This window comes from Adhaeribacter sp., assembly GCF_057359045.1.
In genome coordinates, this window is sequence record NZ_JBMQUD010000131.1 from 1 (window position 1) to 21,040 (window position 21,040).

Consider the following 21,040-nt stretch of genomic DNA (forward strand, 5'->3'; position numbering starts at 1 on the left):
ACTTCCGATAAAATATGAATGGCAAACTGGTCGCCGGCGTTGGCCGCTTTAATAATAACCTGGGGCTCTAAAGCCGCCAATTCCTGCTCCGATAGATTATTTAAGCTGGATGTCTGACCCGACTGAATGCCTTCTTGTGCCATCCGTACCAGCGCAACGCCCGAAGCCACGGTTTCTAAACAACCTTGTTTGCCACAGTAACACAAAAGTCCATCTTCTATTAAAGGTATGTGGCCAAACTCGCCCGAAAAGTCGGAAGTCCCTCCTCTGAGTTTCCCGTCCATGATCATCCCGATGCTAATGCCCCAGTCCATAGAAATAACGAGCACGTCGCGCCGGGCCCTGGCCAACCCAAACCGGTACTCGGCCAGGCTGGTGGCTTTTATATCGTTTTGAATAAAAACCGGCTTTTTAAATTTTGCTTCGAGCAGGTCGCGCAATGTAGGTGCATTATCCGGGGTACAGAGATAGGTGTAATTTTTGCCTTCTTTGGCGCCTACCAGGCCCGGCATGCTTATACCAATACCCAGTAATCTTTTGGGGTTAATGCCTGCATCGGTAATCAGCTCAGAGGCGTACCGGTAAATATCTTTAAGCGTATCGAGCTTTCTGCTTATCGGGATATGAAAAGTTTGGGTGCCCGCCAGGTTTTGGTTGTTGTTATTATAAATGGCCATTTTGGTTTTATACAAGTCCATTTCAATACCCAGTACAAAAAGCGAATTATGCTGCAAACCGTACAAATCTGGTTTGCGGCCACCTATGGTATGGCCCCGGCCTTGCTTTTCTACATACCTCTCAAGGATTAACTCATTAATTAAACTGTTAGCAGTAGGCGCACTAATTTTGAAACGCTCACAAATATCAGCGATAGATTTAGCCCCTTTAATATAAAGATGCTTAATAATTTTGAGCTTCTGAATACGTTTTTTCCGCTCAACATTATTTAAAGAAGCTACATCGTGTTCTCCGCTAATCATTAATTAACTTTTGCTTTATTGCTCTAAATCTAAATTAATTTTTGTGCAATCAAAAAATACTTCTGCTATTTTTTTAATAAAGTCTTAAATAAAAGAATACTTTTTGATTTTTGACCCTAAAAACAAGATTAGCTTAAAAAAATTATCTTCTTTTAGCAGTCAATCACCTATATTTTAAGATTAACCTTAGAATTAATGGGGTGCTGGCGCAGAGTTAAACCGTACCTATTGATTACTGCAAACAAGGTGTTGCGTAAAGATTCTTAATGGTGCCGGGTATTTGCCTTTTAACTTAGTATAAGCATCTTACAACAAAAAGCCCCGGTTGTTTTTACAACTGGGGCTTAGAGTAACACATTAGCGTTTATATTTTAAGCAATATCGCAGATTTGCACACCTTGTTTTAACGAGGCTAGCTTGTCGGGGCGTTTGGGAATAAATTCCTGCGCGACAAAGCCTTTAAAACCAGTATCGGCAATGGCTTTCATAATAGCCGGATAATATAATTCCTGGCTTTCGTCTATCTCGTTCCGGCCGGGCACGCCGCCGGTGTGGTAATGCGAAATATATTGCTGGTATTTTTTGATGGTGGCAATTACATCGCCTTCCATTATTTGCATGTGGTAAATATCGTAAAGCAATTTAAACCGGTCTGAGCCAATTTTTTCGGCCAGGGCAGCTCCCCAATGGGTCCGATCGCACATATAATCTTTGTGGTTTACCTTGCTGTTGAGTAACTCCATCACCAAGGTTACTTTGTACTTCTCGGCAATGGGCATCAGGCGCTTCAGACCAATGGCGGCTGTTTCCATTCCTTGCTCATCCGACATACCCCGCCGGTTACCCGAGAAACAAATAATTTGGTTAAAGCCGGCGGCGGCCACTTTCGGAATTACTTCTTCGTAACTTTTTACCAAAGTATCGTGGTACTGCTTATCGTTAAACCCTTTTTCTATGCCCAAACCCGCACCATTGGGCAAAGCCGAGGTTAAGCCATATTTTTTTAATACCGGCCACTCGTCAGGGCCTACCAGCTCTATTGATTGTAAACCAATATTTTTGGCAGCTTTACATAAGTCTTCGAGCGGAATTTTATCGTAACACCAACGGCAAACAGAATGATTGATGCGGCCTTTCATTTGGGAACCTACCACGGCTTCGGCGGCTTCGAGGCGGTTGGTTAAGGCTACCCCTACACTAACTGCAGCGGCAGAGCCGGCTATTTTTTTTAGCGCCATACGACGGGAATTATTATTAGACATAGTGGTGGAATTTAGTTTTTGCTGAACAAGGTTTTGGAAACAATCTGATAATAAGCAATATACTTAATTATACCTAAAAAAAGCACAACGCCCTGTAACTTCTGTTGAACAATTGGTAGCTAATATTCAGGAATGATTCCGGTAGGCTTACCAGCATTCATTTACCCTTTATAGGCATTTTTATCACCAGCTTAACAAAACTTTACTGAGGTTGCTGCTTTTACAAATTTGCCAGATAAGGCATCATTTGCAAAGCTACTAAAGCATTGCCGGCACCATTCAGGTGTACTTCGTCGGTGGTAAGTACGCCTTTGCTGGCGTTTTCTTTGTTTTTAATTTTCAGGTAAGAAATAAAAGCTTTCCGCAGGTCGCACACGGCCAAACCATTTTCGCGGGCTACTTTGCGGCTGATTTCGGCGTATTCGTCCAGCATTTTATCTGGTGCGTTGCTACCGTCTGCTTTTTCTCCGATAACCGAGGGCGTACAAACCACAATTTTGGCACCTTTGGCTTGTATCCGTTTAATAATATCACGGAGGCCGGCTTCGTAGTTTTCTTTGGTAGTACCACCTTGTTTGTCTTTACAGCAAGGGTGCGACCAATGCCACACATCGTTAATGCCGATGTAAATAAAAACCAAATCCGGATTTTTGGCCAGTACATCGGTTTCTAAACGTTTTTGCAAATCGGGCACTTTGTTGCCGCTTATGCCGGCACCTACCAGTTCTATGGCCTCGCTAAACCCCGCAGCGGCCAAAGATTCGCGCATTAAACTAATATAACCGCCTGGTTGTGCCCCGGCCTGGGTAATAGAGTCGCCTAAAAATACCACCCGCTTATCGGCGGCCGGTTTGGTAAAAGCCAGAAAAGCTAATAAAATAAAGCCTCCGAAGAAAACTTTAAAAAGGGTAAATTTTTTCATGATGGTGGTTTTGTTTTTAGAACTACCGGTTAATTTATGAACCCACCAAATACACTAATTTTATAGAACTACCCAAAAATTCCGGCTTATTTTTTAGTCTTTTATTACAGGGATTTATCGGCACGCTTTTGTTGAAGTTAATTTATCTCCCCGGAATTATTATTTTCCAAGATTAGTTTAGCTCTTAACTCCCACTAAACAATTTACCCGAATTTATAAAGTAAATAAAACCAGGCGTTTTGCTTTGCAAAATGCCGAATAACTTTATATTTGTGTACTTATCTTTAAATAGTGAAAAAGGCATTAACTCTACTGTTGGTTTTTCTTACATCCTTCCAGCTTTCGGGAGGGTATGCCTTGGCTGCTACCGTTACTTCAGTTGCCGCCGGGCAAGCGGTTGCCGTTCCGGGTAAAACCTCAGTTTCAGAAAAAAAAGGCCTACTCTTACAATACCTGAACCAGCTTTTACAACAGGAGAACGACGAAACAGAAAAAGCAAATTACTTACCAGATCTGTTGGGCGTTTGCCCCCAGGTATATGCTTATCTGCCCATATTCTCGGTTCAGAACAAACACTTTTTAGTACACTACGCAGTCAGCATTAAAAGTAAGCTTCCCACCCGTTACCTGTTGCTGCAAGTTTTCCGACTATAATATTTCCGGCATTGCTCCTGGCGTGCGGCTAAAAAGACCGAACGTAATTTGTATTCCGATTGGGCAAGGCCACTCCCCTCCTTTATTCTTTTTGCCAACCTTTTCTGCACCAATTATTTACCAGCCAGCCACATAACGCATTTGCAACTAGAGCGGACTAATTAAAGAAGTCTGTTTGCTTAGCGTTCAAGGGAAAACTGGCGGTACTTAATATAATCGGGCAGGCCCCGTTTTTAAAAGACAACCAATTTCCAACTAAATGAAAAGGGTTGGCTTAACAGCAAATATTAATTAAAAATAAACCTGTTTAGCATTTTTTAATGCATCTAAAAGTTTGCCCTTAGTGGTGTTTTCACCGGCAAGCAGTTGGGCCTATGCTTATAGATTGGCGGTAAAAGCACCACCAAGGCTGCGGACATACAGCGTATTAAAAAACGAAACAACTATAATATTACTAACCATTCATTACGTCTTTAGTCTATGCGATTTTCCCTGTTTTATAGAGTTTTATGGCAAAATAAATTACTTATAGGTAAGCTCTTGCTGGTATTTTTGTTTATGCCCCAGTTGGCCCTGGCTCAATTACCGGATACTGCCCTGGCCGCACCGGCGGTATTACTTTTGCCCATGGCCGTTAGGTTAACGCCCCGCGTTTCTAATCCGGCAAAACTTGATTTGCCCACTCTGGTAAGCACCAGTACCGGTAATAATTTTATAGTAAACACCCCTATACCAATTAAGCCGTTTTCTTACGCTGATTTTAACTTATCTGGCAATTTATTGCCCAAAATGGGCGTACCGGTTACATTTATTGCTTTTGGATTAGCCGGTTTAGGTAAAAAGCCTTTAATGGATTATAACCACGAGGTAAACGAAGAGGTAGAAGAACATTTTTCCGGTTTTCATACCACTCTCGATAATTACACACGCCACCTGCCCATTGCGGCTGTTTACGGCTTAAACCTGACCGGCGTAAAAGGCAAACACGATTTGGTAAACCTAACCATTTTGTACGGACTCACGGGTTTACTCAACAAAACCATAACCGATAATACCAAAAAATTATCAGCAGAGGTACGGCCCGACCATTCTACAGCCGATGGGTTTCCTTCGGGCCATACCAGCGCAGCTTTTGCAAAAGCCACCATTTTGTACCTGGAATACAAAGACCATAGCATTTGGTACGGTGTAGGTGGCTATGCTGTGGCTTCGGCAACTGGGGCTATGCGTATGCTAAACCACCGGCATTGGCTTTCTGATGTGTTGGCGGGCGCCGGTGTAGGTATTCTTTCTACCCAGGTAGTGTATGCGGTTTACCCGTGGCTGCAACAAAAAATTAGTCGGGTTATGCCGCAAGGGCTACAAAGCAAGCTTATGATTATGCCTGCTTATACGAACAAAAATGCGGGGGTAAGCCTATTCTACAACCTGGAGAACCCACGTACCCTACGCTAAAATAAAGAGCAGCGCGTGCACCAAAGAAATCCTTAATAAAACAAAAAAACCTCCGCCCTTAATAGCGCGGAGGTTTTTTGCTTAATAAGAAGCAAGTTCTTTAGCGGTTGTGGGTAATTCTATCTACATCTTCGCTAATATCTCCGCTAAAATTAGAATCGCGGAGTTTAACGGGTGCAGATGATTTCCGTAGCCGCATATTCAGCATTTCTACTACCAAAGAAAAGAACATAGCAAAATAAATATAACCTTTGGGCACGTGCGTATGCAGTGCTTCCAACACCAGCATAAACCCAATCATAATCAGGAAAGAGAGGGCCAGCATTTTAATGGTGGGGTGGTTGTTTACAAAATCGGCAATATATTTAGAGAAAGCCAGCATTATACCCATCGAAATAACCACGGCAATAATCATAATAATTACGTGGTCTACTAAACCTACGGCGGTTAAGATAGAATCGAAAGAGAAAACAATATCTACCAGAATAATCTGAATTACTACTTTCCCCATTGAATGCGCTACTTTCCCCACGCCCATTTCATCTTCCTGGCCTTCCAGTTTATGGTGAATTTCGGTAGTACTTTTGGCAATCAGGAATAAACCGCCCGCTAATAAAATCAAATCCCGGCCGGTTACGCCAAAATCTTCAATTCCCCAGGGCAGATCCAATACAAATAGCGGCTCTTTCAGGCCCACAATCCAGGAAATACCCAGAAGCAACAATATCCGGAAAACTAAGGCCAGTAATAAGCCAATGGTACGGCCTTTGCCTTGTTCTTCGGGGGACAGCCTACTCGCTACAATAGAAATAAAAATTATATTATCAATGCCCAATACCACTTCCATAAAGGTTAGCGTAAGCAGGCTGATCCAGGTGTCTGGGCTGGCAAATATATCAAACATGGTTCTTCAATTATGCTTTAGAAGTTATTTGTAAAAATTTACGAACAGCTAAGGGTAATAAAAATAAATGCTTTGTTGCTATCTGTAGGAAACCCTAGCAAAAAGCAAGAGAATATTTTACCAGAGCTATTCACTTTTCTGGTAAAATATATTCTATAAAGTTAAGTGGGCAATATAGACGAAGCAATCTGCCCGTGTTCTGCCGGAAGCATCTGGTGCGTTACCTACAAGTAAACCAGAATATTCTTGCCAGAAAAACGGAGTGATAGAACTAAATTATAGCACTCTAATTTTGTCCTGATACTTAATATTTTTTATGACTTCATGTTTACAAACTGCAACGGAAAATCCAGTTCGGCTTTCCGCAACATGCCAATAACGTCTTGCAAATCGTCTATCTTTTTACCGGTAACCCGTACCTGATCGTCCATAATAGCGGCCTGCACTTTTAATTTGCTGTCTTTAATCAGCTTCACTATTTTTTTAGAATCTTCTTTATCAATGCCGGCTTTTACTTTTATGTCCTTTTTCATCATCGGGCCCGAGGCATATTCTTCGGCACTAAAATCCAGGGCAGTGGCATCTAAGCCTTGTTTTACCATTTTACTCATAATAATATCTTCTATTTGCCCCACCCGCATCGAGTTTTCGGAAGACACATGAATAATATTGGCCTTTTTATCTAATTCTACGCCACCCTTGGTGTCGCGGAAATCGTAACGATTCTGAATTTCTTTTTTAACGGTATTAATGGCGTTTTCAAGCGTTTGCGGGTCTACTTTACTTACAATATCAAAAGAAGCCATAGCTTTATAATTTAAAATTTAGGTAGATTAAATATTTTTGCGTTTTAATGGCCGTAAAGGTAATATTTTAAAAAATCAAACGAATTTTATCTGGAAAAGATAATCTATTTGTTAAACCTCGCTATGAAAATTATTACCCCGCTTACGCCGCACGATTTTACCCAATATTACCGTTTGCGCTGGGAAGTATTACGGGCACCCTGGGGCCAACCCGAAGGGAGCGAAAAAGCCCCCGACGATAATACCGCTACCCACGCGCTGGTGCTAAACGACTCCGGCGAAGCTATTGGCGTTTGCCGCCTGCACCTGGCCACACCCACCGAAGCGCAAATCCGGTTTATGGCCATTCATCCTGATTACCAGGGCCAGGGCCTGGGCCGGCAATTACTTACTTATTTAGAAGAAAAAGCTCGCCAGGCCGGGGCTACGCTTATTACCTTACAAGCCCGCGACAATGCCCTTGCTTTTTACCAGACCTGCGGCTATCAGGTACTGGAGAAAACCCACTTGCTTTTTAATAGCATCCAGCACTATAAAATGCAAAAAGCGTTGGAACCAGTAAAACCTTAAAACTAATGCTGGTTGGCAACGGACAATAAGTTAGAGCCGGTTAGTGAGGCAAACGCCAGGTAAAACCACCACTGGCAAAATAACTGGACGGCGATTCGTTTAACCCTAAGCCCCCCATTACATCAACCTGAAAGTTGGGGCTTAACAAGTACAAAAAACCAGTATCAAAATTATTTTCGGCGTGATGATGATGCGGTTTTTGCCCGAAAACTTCTACGTAGCCTTTTAGTTTCTTGGTAAGGGCTACACTGCTATTGAGGGCATAATACGTTTGCCCCTGGTAGTTTTCCTGATCTTTTTGCTTTTCGTAGCCCACATTATATTGCAATTCTACTTTTTTAGAGAGTTCATGGCTAAACAACAGGCTACCGCCCGGTGCTATGTGGGGCGGCCTAAATTCTTTTTCGCCAATGGGCAAAGTTAACCTCCCTAGAAAACCAATCTGCGGAATAAGGCCTCTACCCTCGTACAACCGTATTTTGGTACCCACCCGTATGTCGTTAAAACCTTTGTCTTCTTCGGTTATCTGGCCTAAAACTTCGGGCAATATTTTTTCCCGCGAGCGCTTGTAATCTATATTTACCCGCAGTTCGGCCCTGGAAAACAAACCCCAGCGTAAAAGTAAATTCGGGTATAAATATTCATTTCGGTCTAAAGCCTGACTGTGATCTTTCTGGAACTCAAAGCCAGTTTCTATCTGCAAGGTGCCCCGCGGCACTACAGTTGGTCCCTGGCTGCGGTCTGGCCGGTCAGAGTTTAGTGGGGGCAGCTTTTCTGGATCTGATTGCTGGGCCACCAGGCTACCAGCTCCCGTAAGCAGTATCAGGAGTAAAAAAACAATGATTTTGAAAGCTTGTGTTTTTAGCATTGCTCAGTTTTTTTCTCTGATACGGCTAATCTTCTCTCCGGTATAGCGCATGTTTAAAATTCATCGGTGGCGCTGCAAACTGTTTTGTCAGAACCCCTTTCTGAACAGTTATCGCTTACAAAAACAGAATTTAATCATGCGCTAATGCTATTATTATAATTTATACCATCTAAGTGACTATCTGTAGCCGTGTGACCATCTCACTTTAAAACGGCCATAAAAAAAGGCAGTACTTTTATATACTGCCTTTTAATTTGATTCGGGTAAAATAACTATAACCGGCTGGGATTGCGGAAATGAAGCACTAACCAGTAAACCAGCAGGGTTATAAAAGTAATGCCCAAGCCCAGCGATTCGCGGCCTTCTTCAATAAAAACAGTTTTCATCCCGTTTTTAAGGGCTACGCCTTCCCAATGCTCGGGCCATTGGTATATGGCCCCAACAAAGTAAAATAAAGCCGCCGCTAATAACACCGAAAGTAACAGAAACGGCCGGTTATCTTTTTTCCAGGCCACCAACACCGATAATACCGCCGGAAACAGGTAAAGCGGAATCCAAATATACGGGTCGGGGTCGTTGTATTGAAAAAAAGCAAATACCAAAAATACAATCGCCATTAAAATGGCAAATACACGGAAAGCCATAAGTAAACTTTTAAGAGGTACTTATTTAAATTAATAATTTACAATATAGTATAAAACTAATTAAATTTTTAATTAAAAGCTATTTTCCCGGATACTTAATTATTGCCAGCGTACAGGTAATAATTTATTTTATATAATGCCCATTACTGCACCCGCACATCCATAATCCTGGTATTACTTTTACCGGCAATTCAGTTCTTTTGTACTTGCCGGCACATAAGCTTAAACAGGTTTTATAGAAACCGGCTTTAACCGGGTAAAACTAAAATAAAGCCTGTTTTTTTACGATATGGTAAAACTATCGGCTTGTACGTAGGCATCTATTACGGCTTGGTCGCCTTTTTTATCGGGAGTAGCGTTGCCGTGCTCCATGCCCATTACGCCTTTGTAGCCTTTGTCGTGAATATATTTAAATACGTTCTTGTAATTAATTTCGCCGGTGCCCGGCTCCTTGCGGCCTGGTTCGTCGCCAATCTGGATGTAGGCAATTTCGCTCCAGGTTTGGTTCATGTTGTAAATTATGCGGCCTTCGTTTTTTTGCATGTGGTAAATATCAAACAATATTTTACACGACGGGCTGTTAACGCCTTTGCAAATCATATAAGTTTGGTCGGAGGTACGCAGGAAAAGGTCGGGCGAATCGCTGAGTGGCTCCAGTACCATGGTAATGCCGTGCGGCTCCAATATTTCAGCACCGCGGCGCAAGGCTTCAATTACGTTGCCGGTTTGTACCCCAATTGGTAAATTACGTTCAAAATTGCCGGGTACCACCGTAACCCATTTGGCATTTACCCGCTTGGCTACTTCTACGGCCCGCTTACAACCATTCAGGAATATTTCTACGTGTTCGGGTTTATTAGCCGCCAGCGTATTGGCGCCATTGCCCCCTTTATCTACCACAAACACACCCATGGTCATGCCCAGCCGGGCCAGTTCTTTGCCAATCTTTTCCTGCATTTCTACCGGGCGGCCCATCATACCGTTGTCTTCCAGGGCCGTAAAACCTTGGTCGGCCATAAATTGTAATTGCTTAATCGGGTCGTCGCCGGCCAGGTTCTTAAACATACCAAAGTGGGGCGCGTAGTTAAGTTTAAACTTGCGTTTAGGTGCGGCGGGCGCTAATACCGGGCCTTTTACAAATGGCAAGCCGGCGGTTGCCCCCATAGCCGATGTACCCATGGCTAAAGCGGCCGAACCGGCTGCCAGGGTTTTAGTAACAAAATCACGACGTTTCATATACTTGAGTTTAATTTTTTGCAATGGCGAAGGTTAAAGCTGGCTAAAAATAAATATTTATTTATATCGGGTAAGCATATTCGTTCAGGATTGGCAATATTTAATAATTCTGCAACATCTTCTCCTATCTGCTATATATCTTTTTAATAATTACTTATTTTATTAAAACAATCTAAATAGCCTTGTTCTGGCTCCAGATTAATAAAATTCAAGCTGCTTGGGTTGGCATTTACCCGCTACCACCTGTGGTTAAAAAATGGAATACAATATTTCTAATTTATTTATTTAATAGTAGCTTTAAACGCTAACTCCAGATTTTATCGTTCTGGACAAAAGGTTAACCCTGCAAAATATTTAATCAAAAGTTTACAATTGCTTATGAATAGAAAATTAAGAATGGGCATGGTTGGCGGCGGCCGGGGCGCCTTCATTGGCGCTGTTCACCGGATGGCAGCTACCCTCGACGGCGAAATAGAATTGGTTTGTGGCGCCTTTAGCAGCGATCCCGAGCGTTCGCAGGCCTCGGGTGCCGATTTGTATTTACCTGCCAACCGGGTTTACGGCAGCTTCGAAGAAATGATCCAACGCGAAAAAGAATTGCCCGAAGGCGAGCGCATGGATTTTATTTCGATTGTTACGCCTAACCACCTGCATTTTTCGCCCGCCAAAATGGCGCTCGAAAACGGCTTCCATGTGGTGTGCGATAAACCGGTAACGCTTAATTTGCCCGAAGCCCTGGAGCTAAAAGCAGTAATAGAACGTACTGGTATGTTGTTTTGCCTTACCCACAACTACACCGGCTACCCCATGGTAAAAGAAGCCCGCGAAATTATTCGTAGCGGTAAATTAGGGCAGGTCCGGAAAGTAATTGTTGAGTATCCGCAAGGCTGGCTGGCGCAATTATTAGAAGCTACCGGCAATAAACAAGCCGATTGGCGCACCGACCCGGCCCGTTCGGGGGCTGCCGGTTGCATGGGCGATATTGGTACCCACGCCGAGAACCTGGCCGAATACATTACTGGCCTGAAAATAACCGAACTTTGCGCTGATTTAACCACTTTTGTAGAAGGCCGCAAACTAGAAGACGACGGCAACGTGTTATTACGCTTTAATAACGGCGCTAAAGGCGTGTTGCACGCCAGCCAGATTGCCAACGGCGAAGAAAACGATTTTAATATTCGGATTTACGGCGAATTTGGCGGTTTGCAGTGGTGGCAAATGGAACCCAACACCCTTATTTACAAAACCAACGAAGAAGGTGCCCGCCGCATCCGGACGGGCGTAGGCAATTTATCTGAAGCGGCCAAAGCCCACACCCGCATACCCGCCGGCCACCCCGAAGCCTTTCTGGAAGCTTTTGCCAACCTGTATCGCAATTTTGCCTATACGCTCAGGGCCCGTATGACCGGCCAGGAAATCAACCCGATTTACAATGATTTTCCGGGCATTGAAGAAGGCATCCGGGGTTTGGCTTTTATCGATACTTGCCTGGCCTCGGCCAACTCCGACCAGAAATGGACAAAGTTTGTAATTTAAACCGCCGGCTAATTTTAGAAATATTAACCCAAAGGCTTAAACAGTTGCCTGTTTATAAAAATTAACCGGACACAGAACTAATTATTTAATTAAATATCAACTCAAAAAATATTAATTCATTAAAATCCACTATGAAGAAAATTAAAGTAGGTGTAGTAGGCACGGGCTTTATTGGTCCGGCCCATATAGAGGCCCTGCGGCGGCTCCCCAACGTAGAAGTAGCGGCTTTGTGCGAAGTAACCGAAGAACTGGCTAAACAAAAAGCCGAAAGCCTGGGCATTGAGCGGTATTACACCTTTGAAAACCTGTTAAAGCAATCGGATATTACGAGTATACATATTTGTACACCTAACTTTTTGCATTACTCGCAATCGAAAGCTGCCTTAGAAGCCGGCAAACACGTGATATGCGAAAAACCACTGGCTAAAAATTTAGAAGAAGCCGAAGAACTGGTGAGCATTGCGGCCCAAACCGGCTTGGTAAACGCCGTGCACTTTAACTTGCGCTATTATCCGCTGGTGAGGCAAATGAAAACCATGCGCGAAAAAGGTGAGCTGGGCGATATTTATTCTTTTATTGGCTCTTATTTGCAAGATTGGCTTTTTTACAACACCGATTACAACTGGCGTTTAGAACCCGATAAATCTGGCGACTCACGCGCTATTGCCGATATTGGTTCGCATTTAATGGATGTATTGGAATATATTACCGGCCTGAAAACCACTTCGGTTATGGCTGATTTTAACACCATTCATAAAACCCGAAAAAAACCGCTGAAGCCTGTAGAAACGTATTCCGGCAAAATGCTGACACCCGAAGACTACGCCGATGTAGAAATTACCACCGAAGACCACGCCAACGTATTATTGCGTTTCGACAATGGTAACAGCGGTGTTATTACAGTTTCGCAGGTATCGGCGGGTCGTAAAAACCAGATGAAACTGGAAATAGCGGGCTCTAAAACTACTTTTGCCTGGAATTCGGAAGCTCCTAACGAAATGTGGATTGGCAACCGCGACGGTGCTAACCAGGTATTGCAGCGCGACCCCTCGTTGGTACACCCGGAAGTACGCTCCATTATTACATTCCCCGGCGGCCACAACGAAGGCTTCCCCGATACTTCTAAGCAATTATTTAAAGAAGTGTACGCTGCTATTGAAGCCGGTAAACAACCCGAAAACCCAACTTTCCCGACCTTTGCTGATGGTTACCGCGAACTGCTTATTTGTGAGCGCATCCTGGAATCGAACCGGAAACAGGCCTGGGTAGCGGTTTAACAAAGTAAGTTACAATTGGATGAAGCCCAACGCTGATATTCCGGCGGAACCTATTTAGCAGTTAGCCAACATGTTTCTGCCGGAATAACAGCATTAATTTTGTTAGTTTGCTTAAAGCAATTATTGCTTTATGGGGGCTATAACACTAACTAAGGCTTTTAATAAATTTTATTCATAACAATGCTCTGTGGCCAATGGCTGCGGACTTAAAAATTGAAATATGAAAGGACCCGCAATATTTTTAGCCCAGTTTGTGGGCAATGAGGCCCCCTTTAATTCTTTCGAGAATATGTGTAAATGGGCGGCCGGTTTAGGTTACAAAGGAGTACAGCTACCCACTTGGGCTACCCAGTTGGTAGATTTACAAAAATTAGCCGAAAGCCAAACCTACGCCGACGAATTAAAAGGCGTAGCGCAGGCGCAGGGCCTGGAAATTACTGAACTATCTACGCACTTACAAGGGCAGTTGGTAGCGGTGCACCCCGCCTACGATAGTTTGTTTGATGGTTTTGCACCCGAACAGTACCACAACAACCCTGCCGCCCGTACCGAGTGGGCCGTACAACAACTTAAGTATGCCGCCAAAGCCAGCCGCAACCTGGGTATTAATGCCCACGCTACTTTTTCGGGCGCGTTGTTGTGGCACACTGTTTACCCGTGGCCGCAGCGCCCGGCCGGCCTGGTAGAAACCGGCTTTAAAGAACTGGCTAACCGCTGGTTACCTATTTTAAATGTATTCGACGAAAATGGCGTAGACCTTTGCTACGAAATTCATCCCGGCGAAGACCTGCACGATGGTATTTCTTTTGAGCGTTTCCTGGAAGCAACTGGTAACCACAAGCGGGCAAACCTGCTTTACGATCCCAGCCACTTTGTATTGCAGCAATTAGATTACCTCGCGTACATTGATATTTACCACGAATACATCAAGATGTTCCACGTAAAAGATGCTGAATTTAATCCAAATGGCCGTTCCGGCGTGTACGGCGGTTACCAAGACTGGGTAAACCGGCCCGGCCGTTTCCGTTCTTTAGGCGACGGACAGGTTGATTTTAAAGGCGTATTTAGTAAACTGGCGCAATATAATTACGAAGGCTGGGCCGTGCTGGAGTGGGAATGCGCTTTAAAGCATCCGGAAGATGGTGCCCGCGAAGGCGCTCCTTTTATTCAGCAGCACATGATCCGGCGCACCGAGCGCGCTTTCGACGATTTTGCCAGTACTGGTTCCGACGAAGCCTATAACCGCAAAGTATTGGGGTTAGACTAGAAGAATTATTTTAAACAAAAAAGCGCCGGTTAAATATTTAACCGGCGCTTTTTTGTTTAAAATAATTCAGTTCCTGCTCTTTCCGGCAATTAAACACGCGGCTCAAGAAGTCCTGGAGCGGGGTCAGGTAAAGCCTACTATAACATCTAAGACTGCTTATATCAATATTCCGGCATTTAATCCTTCCTAAAGATTTCGGGCTAACAACCAGAGCCCAGCAGAAAGCTATTATAGACGGACCGTCAGCGATAATAAGAACACCCGTATTCTAATGGTTCTATCTTGAAACAGCTTCAGCCTTCACAATAACAACAAGGTTCTAATATTTACTCGAAAGCATTAATTAAAATAGAATTAGAGCATACTTCAAGCTTTCCTTCTCAATTATTCTATTTACACCGCCAAATTTACAGTAGAGACGCAAATATTTTCCTGCCCAAATAAAACCTAAATTATTTACTAACTCCTATAAAAAAGAAACCGCTTCCGCACATAAAAGTACAGAAGCGGTTTTAATATTTGAAGCTGTTTAGTATTTCGGGAATGGCATTAGCGTTTGCCTTGCTGCGCCTTTAACTGGCAAGTAGTCCGGCAGAAGCTGCAGGATTGATGGGCGGTGATAACAACACCCAGGGCAACGGTTAGTCCATTAGAAAAACACAAAACAAGTTCTTTATTTAAAAATTTACTCCGGCATAAAGCTCACCGTTTTAAGCATGGCGCGGCCACCTGATTGTTGCTGCCGGACAACAATATAAATATCTTGTAAGTCCTGGCCACTTTCACCGTTTTTCTGGAGTGGTACACTGGCAGTTGCTACTTGCCGGTTACCCGCAAAATTCATAACTGCTTGGCCAATTACCGGTCCGTTGGGTTTACCGCCGCGTACTTCTACCTGGTAAGCGCCGGCCCGGCTGGCACTCAGACCAGTTACTTCTATGCGGCTAAGGCCATTTAGGTCTAACTGAGTAGCTTTCAACCAACCTTGTGCGGCAGGCATTACCAAATAACTGGCACCAGCCGAATCTTTCTTAGCTAAACCATTTACTTCCTGAAATTGGTTTACACTCATAACATTATTACGCAGGTACACCACACCAGAACCCGCTAAGGGGCTAATACCCGGTCCGCCATTATCGGTGTAAGTAGCTATAAGCCGGAAAACATTTTCCTGTTTTTTCTGCTCGTTTAAGGCCGGTACAACTTTGCCGCTGGCTGGTAAGCTAGGTTTAGAGGTGCCGGCATTGGCCAACGATAAAATATACGTTACAATCAGGCGGGCATCGCCTTCGCTCATGGTTAAGTGCGCCGGCATTACGTGATCGCCCCAAACACCGCTACCGCCTTTTATAATTTTAGACGTTAAATATTCCTGCGCTTTGGTGTCTTTCTGGTACTTTTTGGCTACATCGGTATAAGCCGGGCCAACCGATTTTTCGGTGATGCTGTGGCAGGCTTTACAATCTGAGCTAAGCATAATATTTTTACCCAGAATAGCTTCCGAAATTATTTGGTGGCCTTGTGAGGCCGAGGCCATATCACGACCCTGAATAAAATCCGAAGACACGTACAGGTTTTTCATATCTACTTTGGCACCCGGATCATTTACCTTAACCTGGTAATTTACCGGTTTGCCCTGGAAGTAAAACGAACGGTTGCCTTGCAAAGTAATGTTAACTTCGGGCTGGGCATTACCGGCATATACTTCTACGGTATTGCTGGTGCTAAAAGCTTTTTTGTCGTCGAGTACCTGTACATTTACTTTATAGTCACCGGGTTTGGTAATGGCGTATTGCAGGCGCGGCTCTTTGGTTTCTTGTTTAATATCGCCAATACGCCAAACATAAGTCAGGTTATCTTTTTCCGGATCAGTAGCGGTTACACTGGCGGTTAAATTAAAGGGCAAATTGCCGTTCAGTTTATCTACTTTTAAGTTAGATACTTTAGGCGGACGGTTACCGGCCAAATAATCAATCCGGGACAAACCCGCATCCGGGTTTTTAGTAAACCAGCCTTTACCGTATTCTAAAACGTACAGACGGCCATCGGGCCCAACTTCCATATCAATAGCAGCGGCTAATTTGCCGTTTTGCATAAAAGGCTCCATTTTATCGTATTCGCCTTTTTCATTCATGGTTACTACTTTAATCCAGTCCCGGATCCACTCGTAAATAAACAGCTTGCCGTTAAAATAATCGGGGTAGCGGGTTTCTTTCGGGTACCTATCGGCGTAATAAACCGGACCGGCCATGGCGTTACGGCCACCAATACCTACCTGCGGAAAATCTTTTGATTCGTCGTAAGGATACCAGATAAACGCCGGTTGCGTAGGTGGCAATTGAGTTAAACCGGTATTAAATTGGGATGTATTCTGGGGTTTGGCCGGGTCGAAAGGCTCACCGGATTTGCCGGTAGCATAATTATAAGGACGGTAAGCATAATTATCACCAATAAACAAAGGCCAGCCAAAATTACCGGCTTTAGCAGCCCGGTTTACTTCATCGTAACCTTTAGGTCCGCGGGTAGCCATGCTGTCGACCCGGGCATCTGGTCCTACTTCGCCCCAATACAGTACACCTGTTTTCTGGTCTACAGAGATGCGGTACGGGTTGCGGTGGCCCATGGTATAAATTTCAGGGCGGGTTTTGGCAGTGCCTACCGGGAATAAATTACCGGCCGGAATTTCGTAGGTACCATCGGGTTTTACCCGGATACGCAAAATTTTACCGCGTAAATCGTTGGTATTCCCCGACGACCGGCGCGCATCATACTGTTGGTGCTCAGGCAAATCGTTTAGCGGCGCAAAACCAGAGTTTACATATTTGGTTTTAGGTTTATCAAACGGGGTTGAGTTATCGCCGGTGGAGAGGTACAATAATTTATCGGGGCCAAAGGCAATAGAACCACCGGTATGGCAACAAATATGCCGCTGCGAATACAACTCCAGTACTACTCTTTCGGATTTAGGGTCGAAGGTGTTGTTCTGGAAAGTAAACCGGGATAAGCGGTTTACCTCTTTTTCGGCGGGGCTATAATAAATATAAATATAATGGTTCGTAGCAAAATCCGGGTCGGCGGCTAATCCCATAATACCTTCTTCGGCGTTACCAGGACCTTGCATGGTTGTACTTTTAAAGAATGCATTTAATTCACCTACTTGTTTTACTTCGCCGGTTTTCTGGTTGTAAAACATAATTTCGCCGCGGCGTTGCACTACTAATATGTCCAGGTTAGGCAAAATGGCCATTTCGGTAGGCTCGGAAAAAGCGCCCTGGTTCAGTAAGGTTTTTACAAACCGATCGTCTTCGGGTACATTCTGGGTTTTGGCTTTGGCATAATCTAAAGGCGCATTTTTACCAATGGCGTATTGTATACCGCCCAGCACATGTTTTAAATATTCCGGCTCGGTAAAAGATTCGTCGGTGTGGCCCAGGCCCGTATAAAAGGCGCGACCACCATCGTACTCGTGGTACCAGGCAATGGGGTGGGTTTTGCCGTTTTTACCGCCTTCATACGTACTCTCGTCCAGGTTCATTAAAACCTTTATGTCCGGATTTATTTTCTTGTAGTTATACCATTCATCAAAACGTTTCCATTTTTTAGGTAAATGTTTGGTAGAACCATGCTTGCGGTTAGTTACCTGTATTACGGCGTCTTGCTGTTTGGGGTGGCTCAGAAAATAAGCACCTACTAAACGGCCGTACCAACCCCAGTCGTACTCGGTATCGGCGGCGGCGTGGATGCCCATAAAACCGCCTCCCGCCTGAATATAGCGTTCAAAAGCGGCCTCCTGGTAATTATTTAGCACGTCGCCGGTGGTGCTCAGGAAAACTACGGCCGCGTAATTTTTTAAAGTAGCATCGGCAAACATTGCCGCGTTGGTAGTGGTATCGGCTTCCAGGCCGTTGTCGGCAGCTAATTTTATTAAGGCTAGGTTTGCTTTGGCAATAGAAGTGTGATGAAAGCCGCTGGTTTTACTAAAAATTAGTATTTTGGGCTTGGCTAAAAATTTATTAAAAGAAAAAAGGGCAAAAATAAATAAGGCTAAAACACTCCCTAAGAGAAACCTCATTCGGTTATTTATTTTCATTATGCTTGCTAATTAATATAGTAGGGTGTAATTAAAACATTTATAATATCAAAAATATTGCTAAAGTTTGGGATTATGAAATAATTACATAAAGATATAAGTTGTAGTTCAGGAATAAAGCAAATTAGTTCTGGTTTATTGCCAATATTTTAAATATCCTTGCATATGGCTTTAGTATAAACAACCGCACTGCCAGAATATATAGCATATTATTTATTACAAATAGCACAACAATTTAAAACAATCGTTTAAAAGTTTTAAGAGAATATTCTTAATCTTTATAAAAATTAAAAAATAAATAAAATCCTAAAATAAGGTTCGCTAAATATTGCGTTCATTAGATTTTATTTATTTATTTTTAAACAAATTTGGTCTTCCGTTTAACTATCTATCTTTATTCAACTAAAAAATGAGCTTACAAAAAGCAAAATTTATTGCCTTGCTGGCTTTGGCTGTTTTATCAGGGTATTCTGTTCTGGCCCAAACCAGCAAAACCAAAAGCAAAACCGATAATACCTTAACCAAAGCCGAAAAAGCCGCTGGCTGGACTCTCTTATTTGATGGCAAATCGATAGACCAATGGCGTGGGTTCCGGAAAGACAATGTACCGGCAGCCTGGCAAATAGAAGATGGCGCCATTGCCCTTAACGGTAAAGGAGCCGGCGATATTATTACCAAAAACCAGTACGAAAATTACGAACTCATGCTGGACTGGAAAATATCGGAAGGTGGTAACAGTGGTATTATATATAATGTGTCGGAAGATCCGCAATACAAAGCGACCTACCACACCGGCCCCGAAATGCAGGTGCTCGACGATGAAAGACACCCGGACGCCAAACAAGGCAAAAACGGCAATCGCCAGGCGGGCGCCAATTACGACATGATTCCGTTATCTACCCCAGCGGTTAAACCGGCCGGCCAATGGAACACCGTAAAATTAGTAGTTAACAAAGGCCACGTAGAGCATTGGCTAAACGGTAAAAAAGTAGTAGAATACCAATTAGGCAGCCCCGAGTGGGAAGCCATGGTAAAGGCCAGCAAATTTGCCAGCATGCCAGGTTACGGCCGCATTAAAAAAGGCCATATTGCCCTGCAAGACCACGGCGATAAAGTTTGGTATAAAAATATTAAGATCCGTCAGCTTTAATTTTTATTCTTTCTACTGCTAGAAAATACGCAAGTTGTTTTAAACTACTCATTTTAAAACTTTAAACACTAAATTGAATGAACGAGAACATTAACAAAAGCGCTCTGTTTTATGGGAGTTGTTTTGCTCTTATTACTACAGGCTTTACCTTTTCAATTAGGGCAGGTATTTTACCGCAATTGGGAGCCGAATTTGGTTTATCTGCCGAGCAGTTGGGTTTTATTAACTCTATGTGGTTTTTGGGCTTCCCTATTTCTATGGTTATCGGGGGGTTGGTTTACCATACCGTGGGGCCTAGAATTATTATGAATATTGCCTTTGTGGCCCACGCCCTAGGTATTTTATTAACTATTTATGCTGGCGGCTATACCACCCTGCTTATTTCGACGCTCTTGATTGGTATTGCCAATGGTTGTACCGAAGCGGCCTGTAACCCCATGATTGCTGACATGTACTCCGGGGTTAAAATGAATAAAATGCTGAACAGGTTCCACATGTGGTTCCCCGGCGGTATTCTGGTTGGCTCTTTAATCTCTAATTTAATGACCAACTTAGGTCTTTCCTGGCAAACGCAAATGTGGGTTATTGTGGTACCGGCTATTACCTATGCCATCTTGTTTTTTGGCAAAACTTTCCCCAAACCAAAGGTGGAAGGAGCTACCTCTATTGGCCAGAACCTCAGAGCCATGTTTAGCCCGTTGTATATATTCCTGATTGTATGCATGGCCCTTACGGCTATTACTGAATTTGGCCCCGGTCAGTGGGTAGGCATAATTTTGGGTAGCAGCGGTGCCGAACCAATGTTAATTTTAGCGCTTACGGCTGGTTTAGTAACCATAGGCAGGTTCTTTGCCGGTCCGGTAGTGGCCGCCCTTGGGCAAACGGGTGTTCTGCTGGGCGGTGCAATATTCTCCGCGATAGGCATTTACATGTTCAGTACGGTAACTGGCCCTATGGCGTATGTGGCAGCAGTTATATTTGCCTTAGGCTATTGCTATTTCTGGCCGGTAATGGTGGGCGCGGTTGCCCAAAGAGTTCCTTTGAGCAGCGCCTTGGGTATGTCTATTATTGGTGCCGTGGGTATGTTCTCTTCTTCCATTTTTCAGCCTTTCATCGGCAGTTGGATTGATAACGCCAAAGCGGCATTTACCGCCCAGGGACTTACCGGCAACGCATTAGACCTGGCTACCGGGCAAGATACTTTACAAAAAATGATTGCTTTCCCGGCTATATTAATTGTGCTGTTTACCATCCTGTTCTTCTGGCAAAAAAATTCCAAGAAAGCCAAGGAGATGGAGATGGCCGTGCACCATTAATTTATGCAAAGAAGTACAGTACGGCTTATATGCTGCTATTGGCTGTCTTTAGTTAAGCAAAATCAGGATTCCTTAATCCGGCTTGCCAATAAAACTTAGTTCT

17 protein-coding genes are annotated in these 21,040 nt (G+C 43.7%); 8 read left to right on the plus strand and 9 right to left on the minus strand.

The window, feature by feature from the left end; translation table 11 throughout:
- The 3 genes from ACO1R6_RS20885 to ACO1R6_RS20895 form a co-directional block, all read right to left on the minus strand.
- Positions 1 to 980, minus strand: a 980-nt coding sequence (locus tag ACO1R6_RS20885) for an ROK family transcriptional regulator (protein WP_486267052.1), incomplete at its 3' end; no start/stop codon positions are given.
- 371 nt (positions 981 to 1,351) lie between these two features.
- Positions 1,352 to 2,242: a hydroxypyruvate isomerase family protein gene (locus ACO1R6_RS20890; RefSeq protein WP_486267053.1), complete on the minus strand. Its 891-nt coding sequence runs from the start codon at positions 2,240 to 2,242 to the stop codon at positions 1,352 to 1,354.
- 220 nt (positions 2,243 to 2,462) lie between these two features.
- Positions 2,463 to 3,164, minus strand: coding sequence for an SGNH/GDSL hydrolase family protein (locus ACO1R6_RS20895; protein ID WP_486267054.1), 702 nt, complete (start codon positions 3,162 to 3,164; stop codon positions 2,463 to 2,465).
- A gap of 291 nt (positions 3,165 to 3,455) precedes the next feature.
- On the opposite strand from ACO1R6_RS20895, the gene ACO1R6_RS20900 reads away from it, so the two are divergent.
- Positions 3,456 to 3,818: a hypothetical protein gene (locus ACO1R6_RS20900; protein WP_486267055.1), complete on the plus strand. Its 363-nt coding sequence runs from the start codon at positions 3,456 to 3,458 to the stop codon at positions 3,816 to 3,818.
- Between the two features lie 558 nt (positions 3,819 to 4,376).
- A complete protein-coding gene (locus tag ACO1R6_RS20905; protein WP_486267056.1) occupies positions 4,377 to 5,273 on the plus strand; it encodes a phosphatase PAP2 family protein in 897 nt (298 codons plus the stop codon).
- 100 nt (positions 5,274 to 5,373) lie between these two features.
- Here the strand turns inward: ACO1R6_RS20905 and ACO1R6_RS20910 are convergent, their stop codons facing one another.
- Both ACO1R6_RS20910 and ACO1R6_RS20915 read right to left on the minus strand, forming a co-directional pair.
- Entirely contained in the window at positions 5,374 to 6,177 is an 804-nt protein-coding gene (locus ACO1R6_RS20910) for a TerC family protein (protein ID WP_486267057.1), read from the minus strand.
- Positions 6,178 to 6,491: 314 nt separating this feature from the next.
- Entirely contained in the window at positions 6,492 to 6,983 is a 492-nt protein-coding gene (locus ACO1R6_RS20915; protein WP_486267058.1) for a YajQ family cyclic di-GMP-binding protein, read from the minus strand.
- Positions 6,984 to 7,106: 123 nt separating this feature from the next.
- Here ACO1R6_RS20915 and ACO1R6_RS20920 point away from each other — a divergent pair, with 123 nt between their 5' ends.
- The gene (locus tag ACO1R6_RS20920; RefSeq protein WP_486267059.1) at positions 7,107 to 7,553 is read left to right on the plus strand and encodes a GNAT family N-acetyltransferase; all 447 of its coding nucleotides are present in this window, start codon (positions 7,107 to 7,109) and stop codon (positions 7,551 to 7,553) included.
- A gap of 40 nt (positions 7,554 to 7,593) precedes the next feature.
- Here the strand turns inward: ACO1R6_RS20920 and ACO1R6_RS20925 are convergent, their stop codons facing one another.
- The 3 genes from ACO1R6_RS20925 to ACO1R6_RS20935 form a co-directional block, all read right to left on the minus strand.
- Positions 7,594 to 8,421: a transporter gene (locus tag ACO1R6_RS20925; protein WP_486267060.1), complete on the minus strand. Its 828-nt coding sequence runs from the start codon at positions 8,419 to 8,421 to the stop codon at positions 7,594 to 7,596.
- A 272-nt stretch (positions 8,422 to 8,693) separates the two neighbouring features.
- Complete coding sequence (locus ACO1R6_RS20930; protein WP_486267061.1) at positions 8,694 to 9,065, minus strand: transmembrane 220 family protein; 372 nt, start codon at positions 9,063 to 9,065, stop codon at positions 8,694 to 8,696.
- Positions 9,066 to 9,347: 282 nt separating this feature from the next.
- Entirely contained in the window at positions 9,348 to 10,301 is a 954-nt protein-coding gene (locus ACO1R6_RS20935) for a hydroxypyruvate isomerase family protein (protein WP_486267062.1), read from the minus strand.
- Positions 10,302 to 10,697: 396 nt separating this feature from the next.
- Here ACO1R6_RS20935 and ACO1R6_RS20940 point away from each other — a divergent pair, with 396 nt between their 5' ends.
- The 3 genes from ACO1R6_RS20940 to ACO1R6_RS20950 all read left to right on the plus strand — a co-directional run bounded on the left by ACO1R6_RS20940 (position 10,698) and on the right by ACO1R6_RS20950 (position 14,381).
- Positions 10,698 to 11,837 (plus strand): Gfo/Idh/MocA family protein, encoded by a 1,140-nt coding sequence (locus ACO1R6_RS20940; protein WP_486267081.1) that lies wholly within the window; start codon positions 10,698 to 10,700, stop codon positions 11,835 to 11,837.
- A 131-nt stretch (positions 11,838 to 11,968) separates the two neighbouring features.
- The gene (locus ACO1R6_RS20945; protein ID WP_486267063.1) at positions 11,969 to 13,114 is read left to right on the plus strand and encodes a Gfo/Idh/MocA family protein; all 1,146 of its coding nucleotides are present in this window, start codon (positions 11,969 to 11,971) and stop codon (positions 13,112 to 13,114) included.
- A gap of 220 nt (positions 13,115 to 13,334) precedes the next feature.
- Positions 13,335 to 14,381: a sugar phosphate isomerase/epimerase family protein gene (locus tag ACO1R6_RS20950; protein ID WP_486267064.1), complete on the plus strand. Its 1,047-nt coding sequence runs from the start codon at positions 13,335 to 13,337 to the stop codon at positions 14,379 to 14,381.
- Positions 14,382 to 15,066: 685 nt separating this feature from the next.
- On the opposite strand, the gene ACO1R6_RS20955 is transcribed toward ACO1R6_RS20950, so the two are convergent.
- Positions 15,067 to 18,453: a ThuA domain-containing protein gene (locus ACO1R6_RS20955; RefSeq protein WP_486267065.1), complete on the minus strand. Its 3,387-nt coding sequence runs from the start codon at positions 18,451 to 18,453 to the stop codon at positions 15,067 to 15,069.
- A 427-nt stretch (positions 18,454 to 18,880) separates the two neighbouring features.
- Between ACO1R6_RS20955 and ACO1R6_RS20960 the strand changes: the two genes are divergently transcribed.
- Both ACO1R6_RS20960 and ACO1R6_RS20965 read left to right on the plus strand, forming a co-directional pair.
- Complete coding sequence (locus ACO1R6_RS20960; RefSeq protein WP_486267066.1) at positions 18,881 to 19,621, plus strand: 3-keto-disaccharide hydrolase; 741 nt, start codon at positions 18,881 to 18,883, stop codon at positions 19,619 to 19,621.
- A gap of 77 nt (positions 19,622 to 19,698) precedes the next feature.
- Positions 19,699 to 20,937 carry an MFS transporter gene (locus ACO1R6_RS20965; RefSeq protein WP_486267067.1) on the plus strand — a complete coding sequence of 413 codons (1,239 nt, stop codon included), beginning with the start codon at positions 19,699 to 19,701 and terminating at the stop codon, positions 20,935 to 20,937.
- Positions 20,938 to 21,040 lie beyond the last annotated feature (103 nt).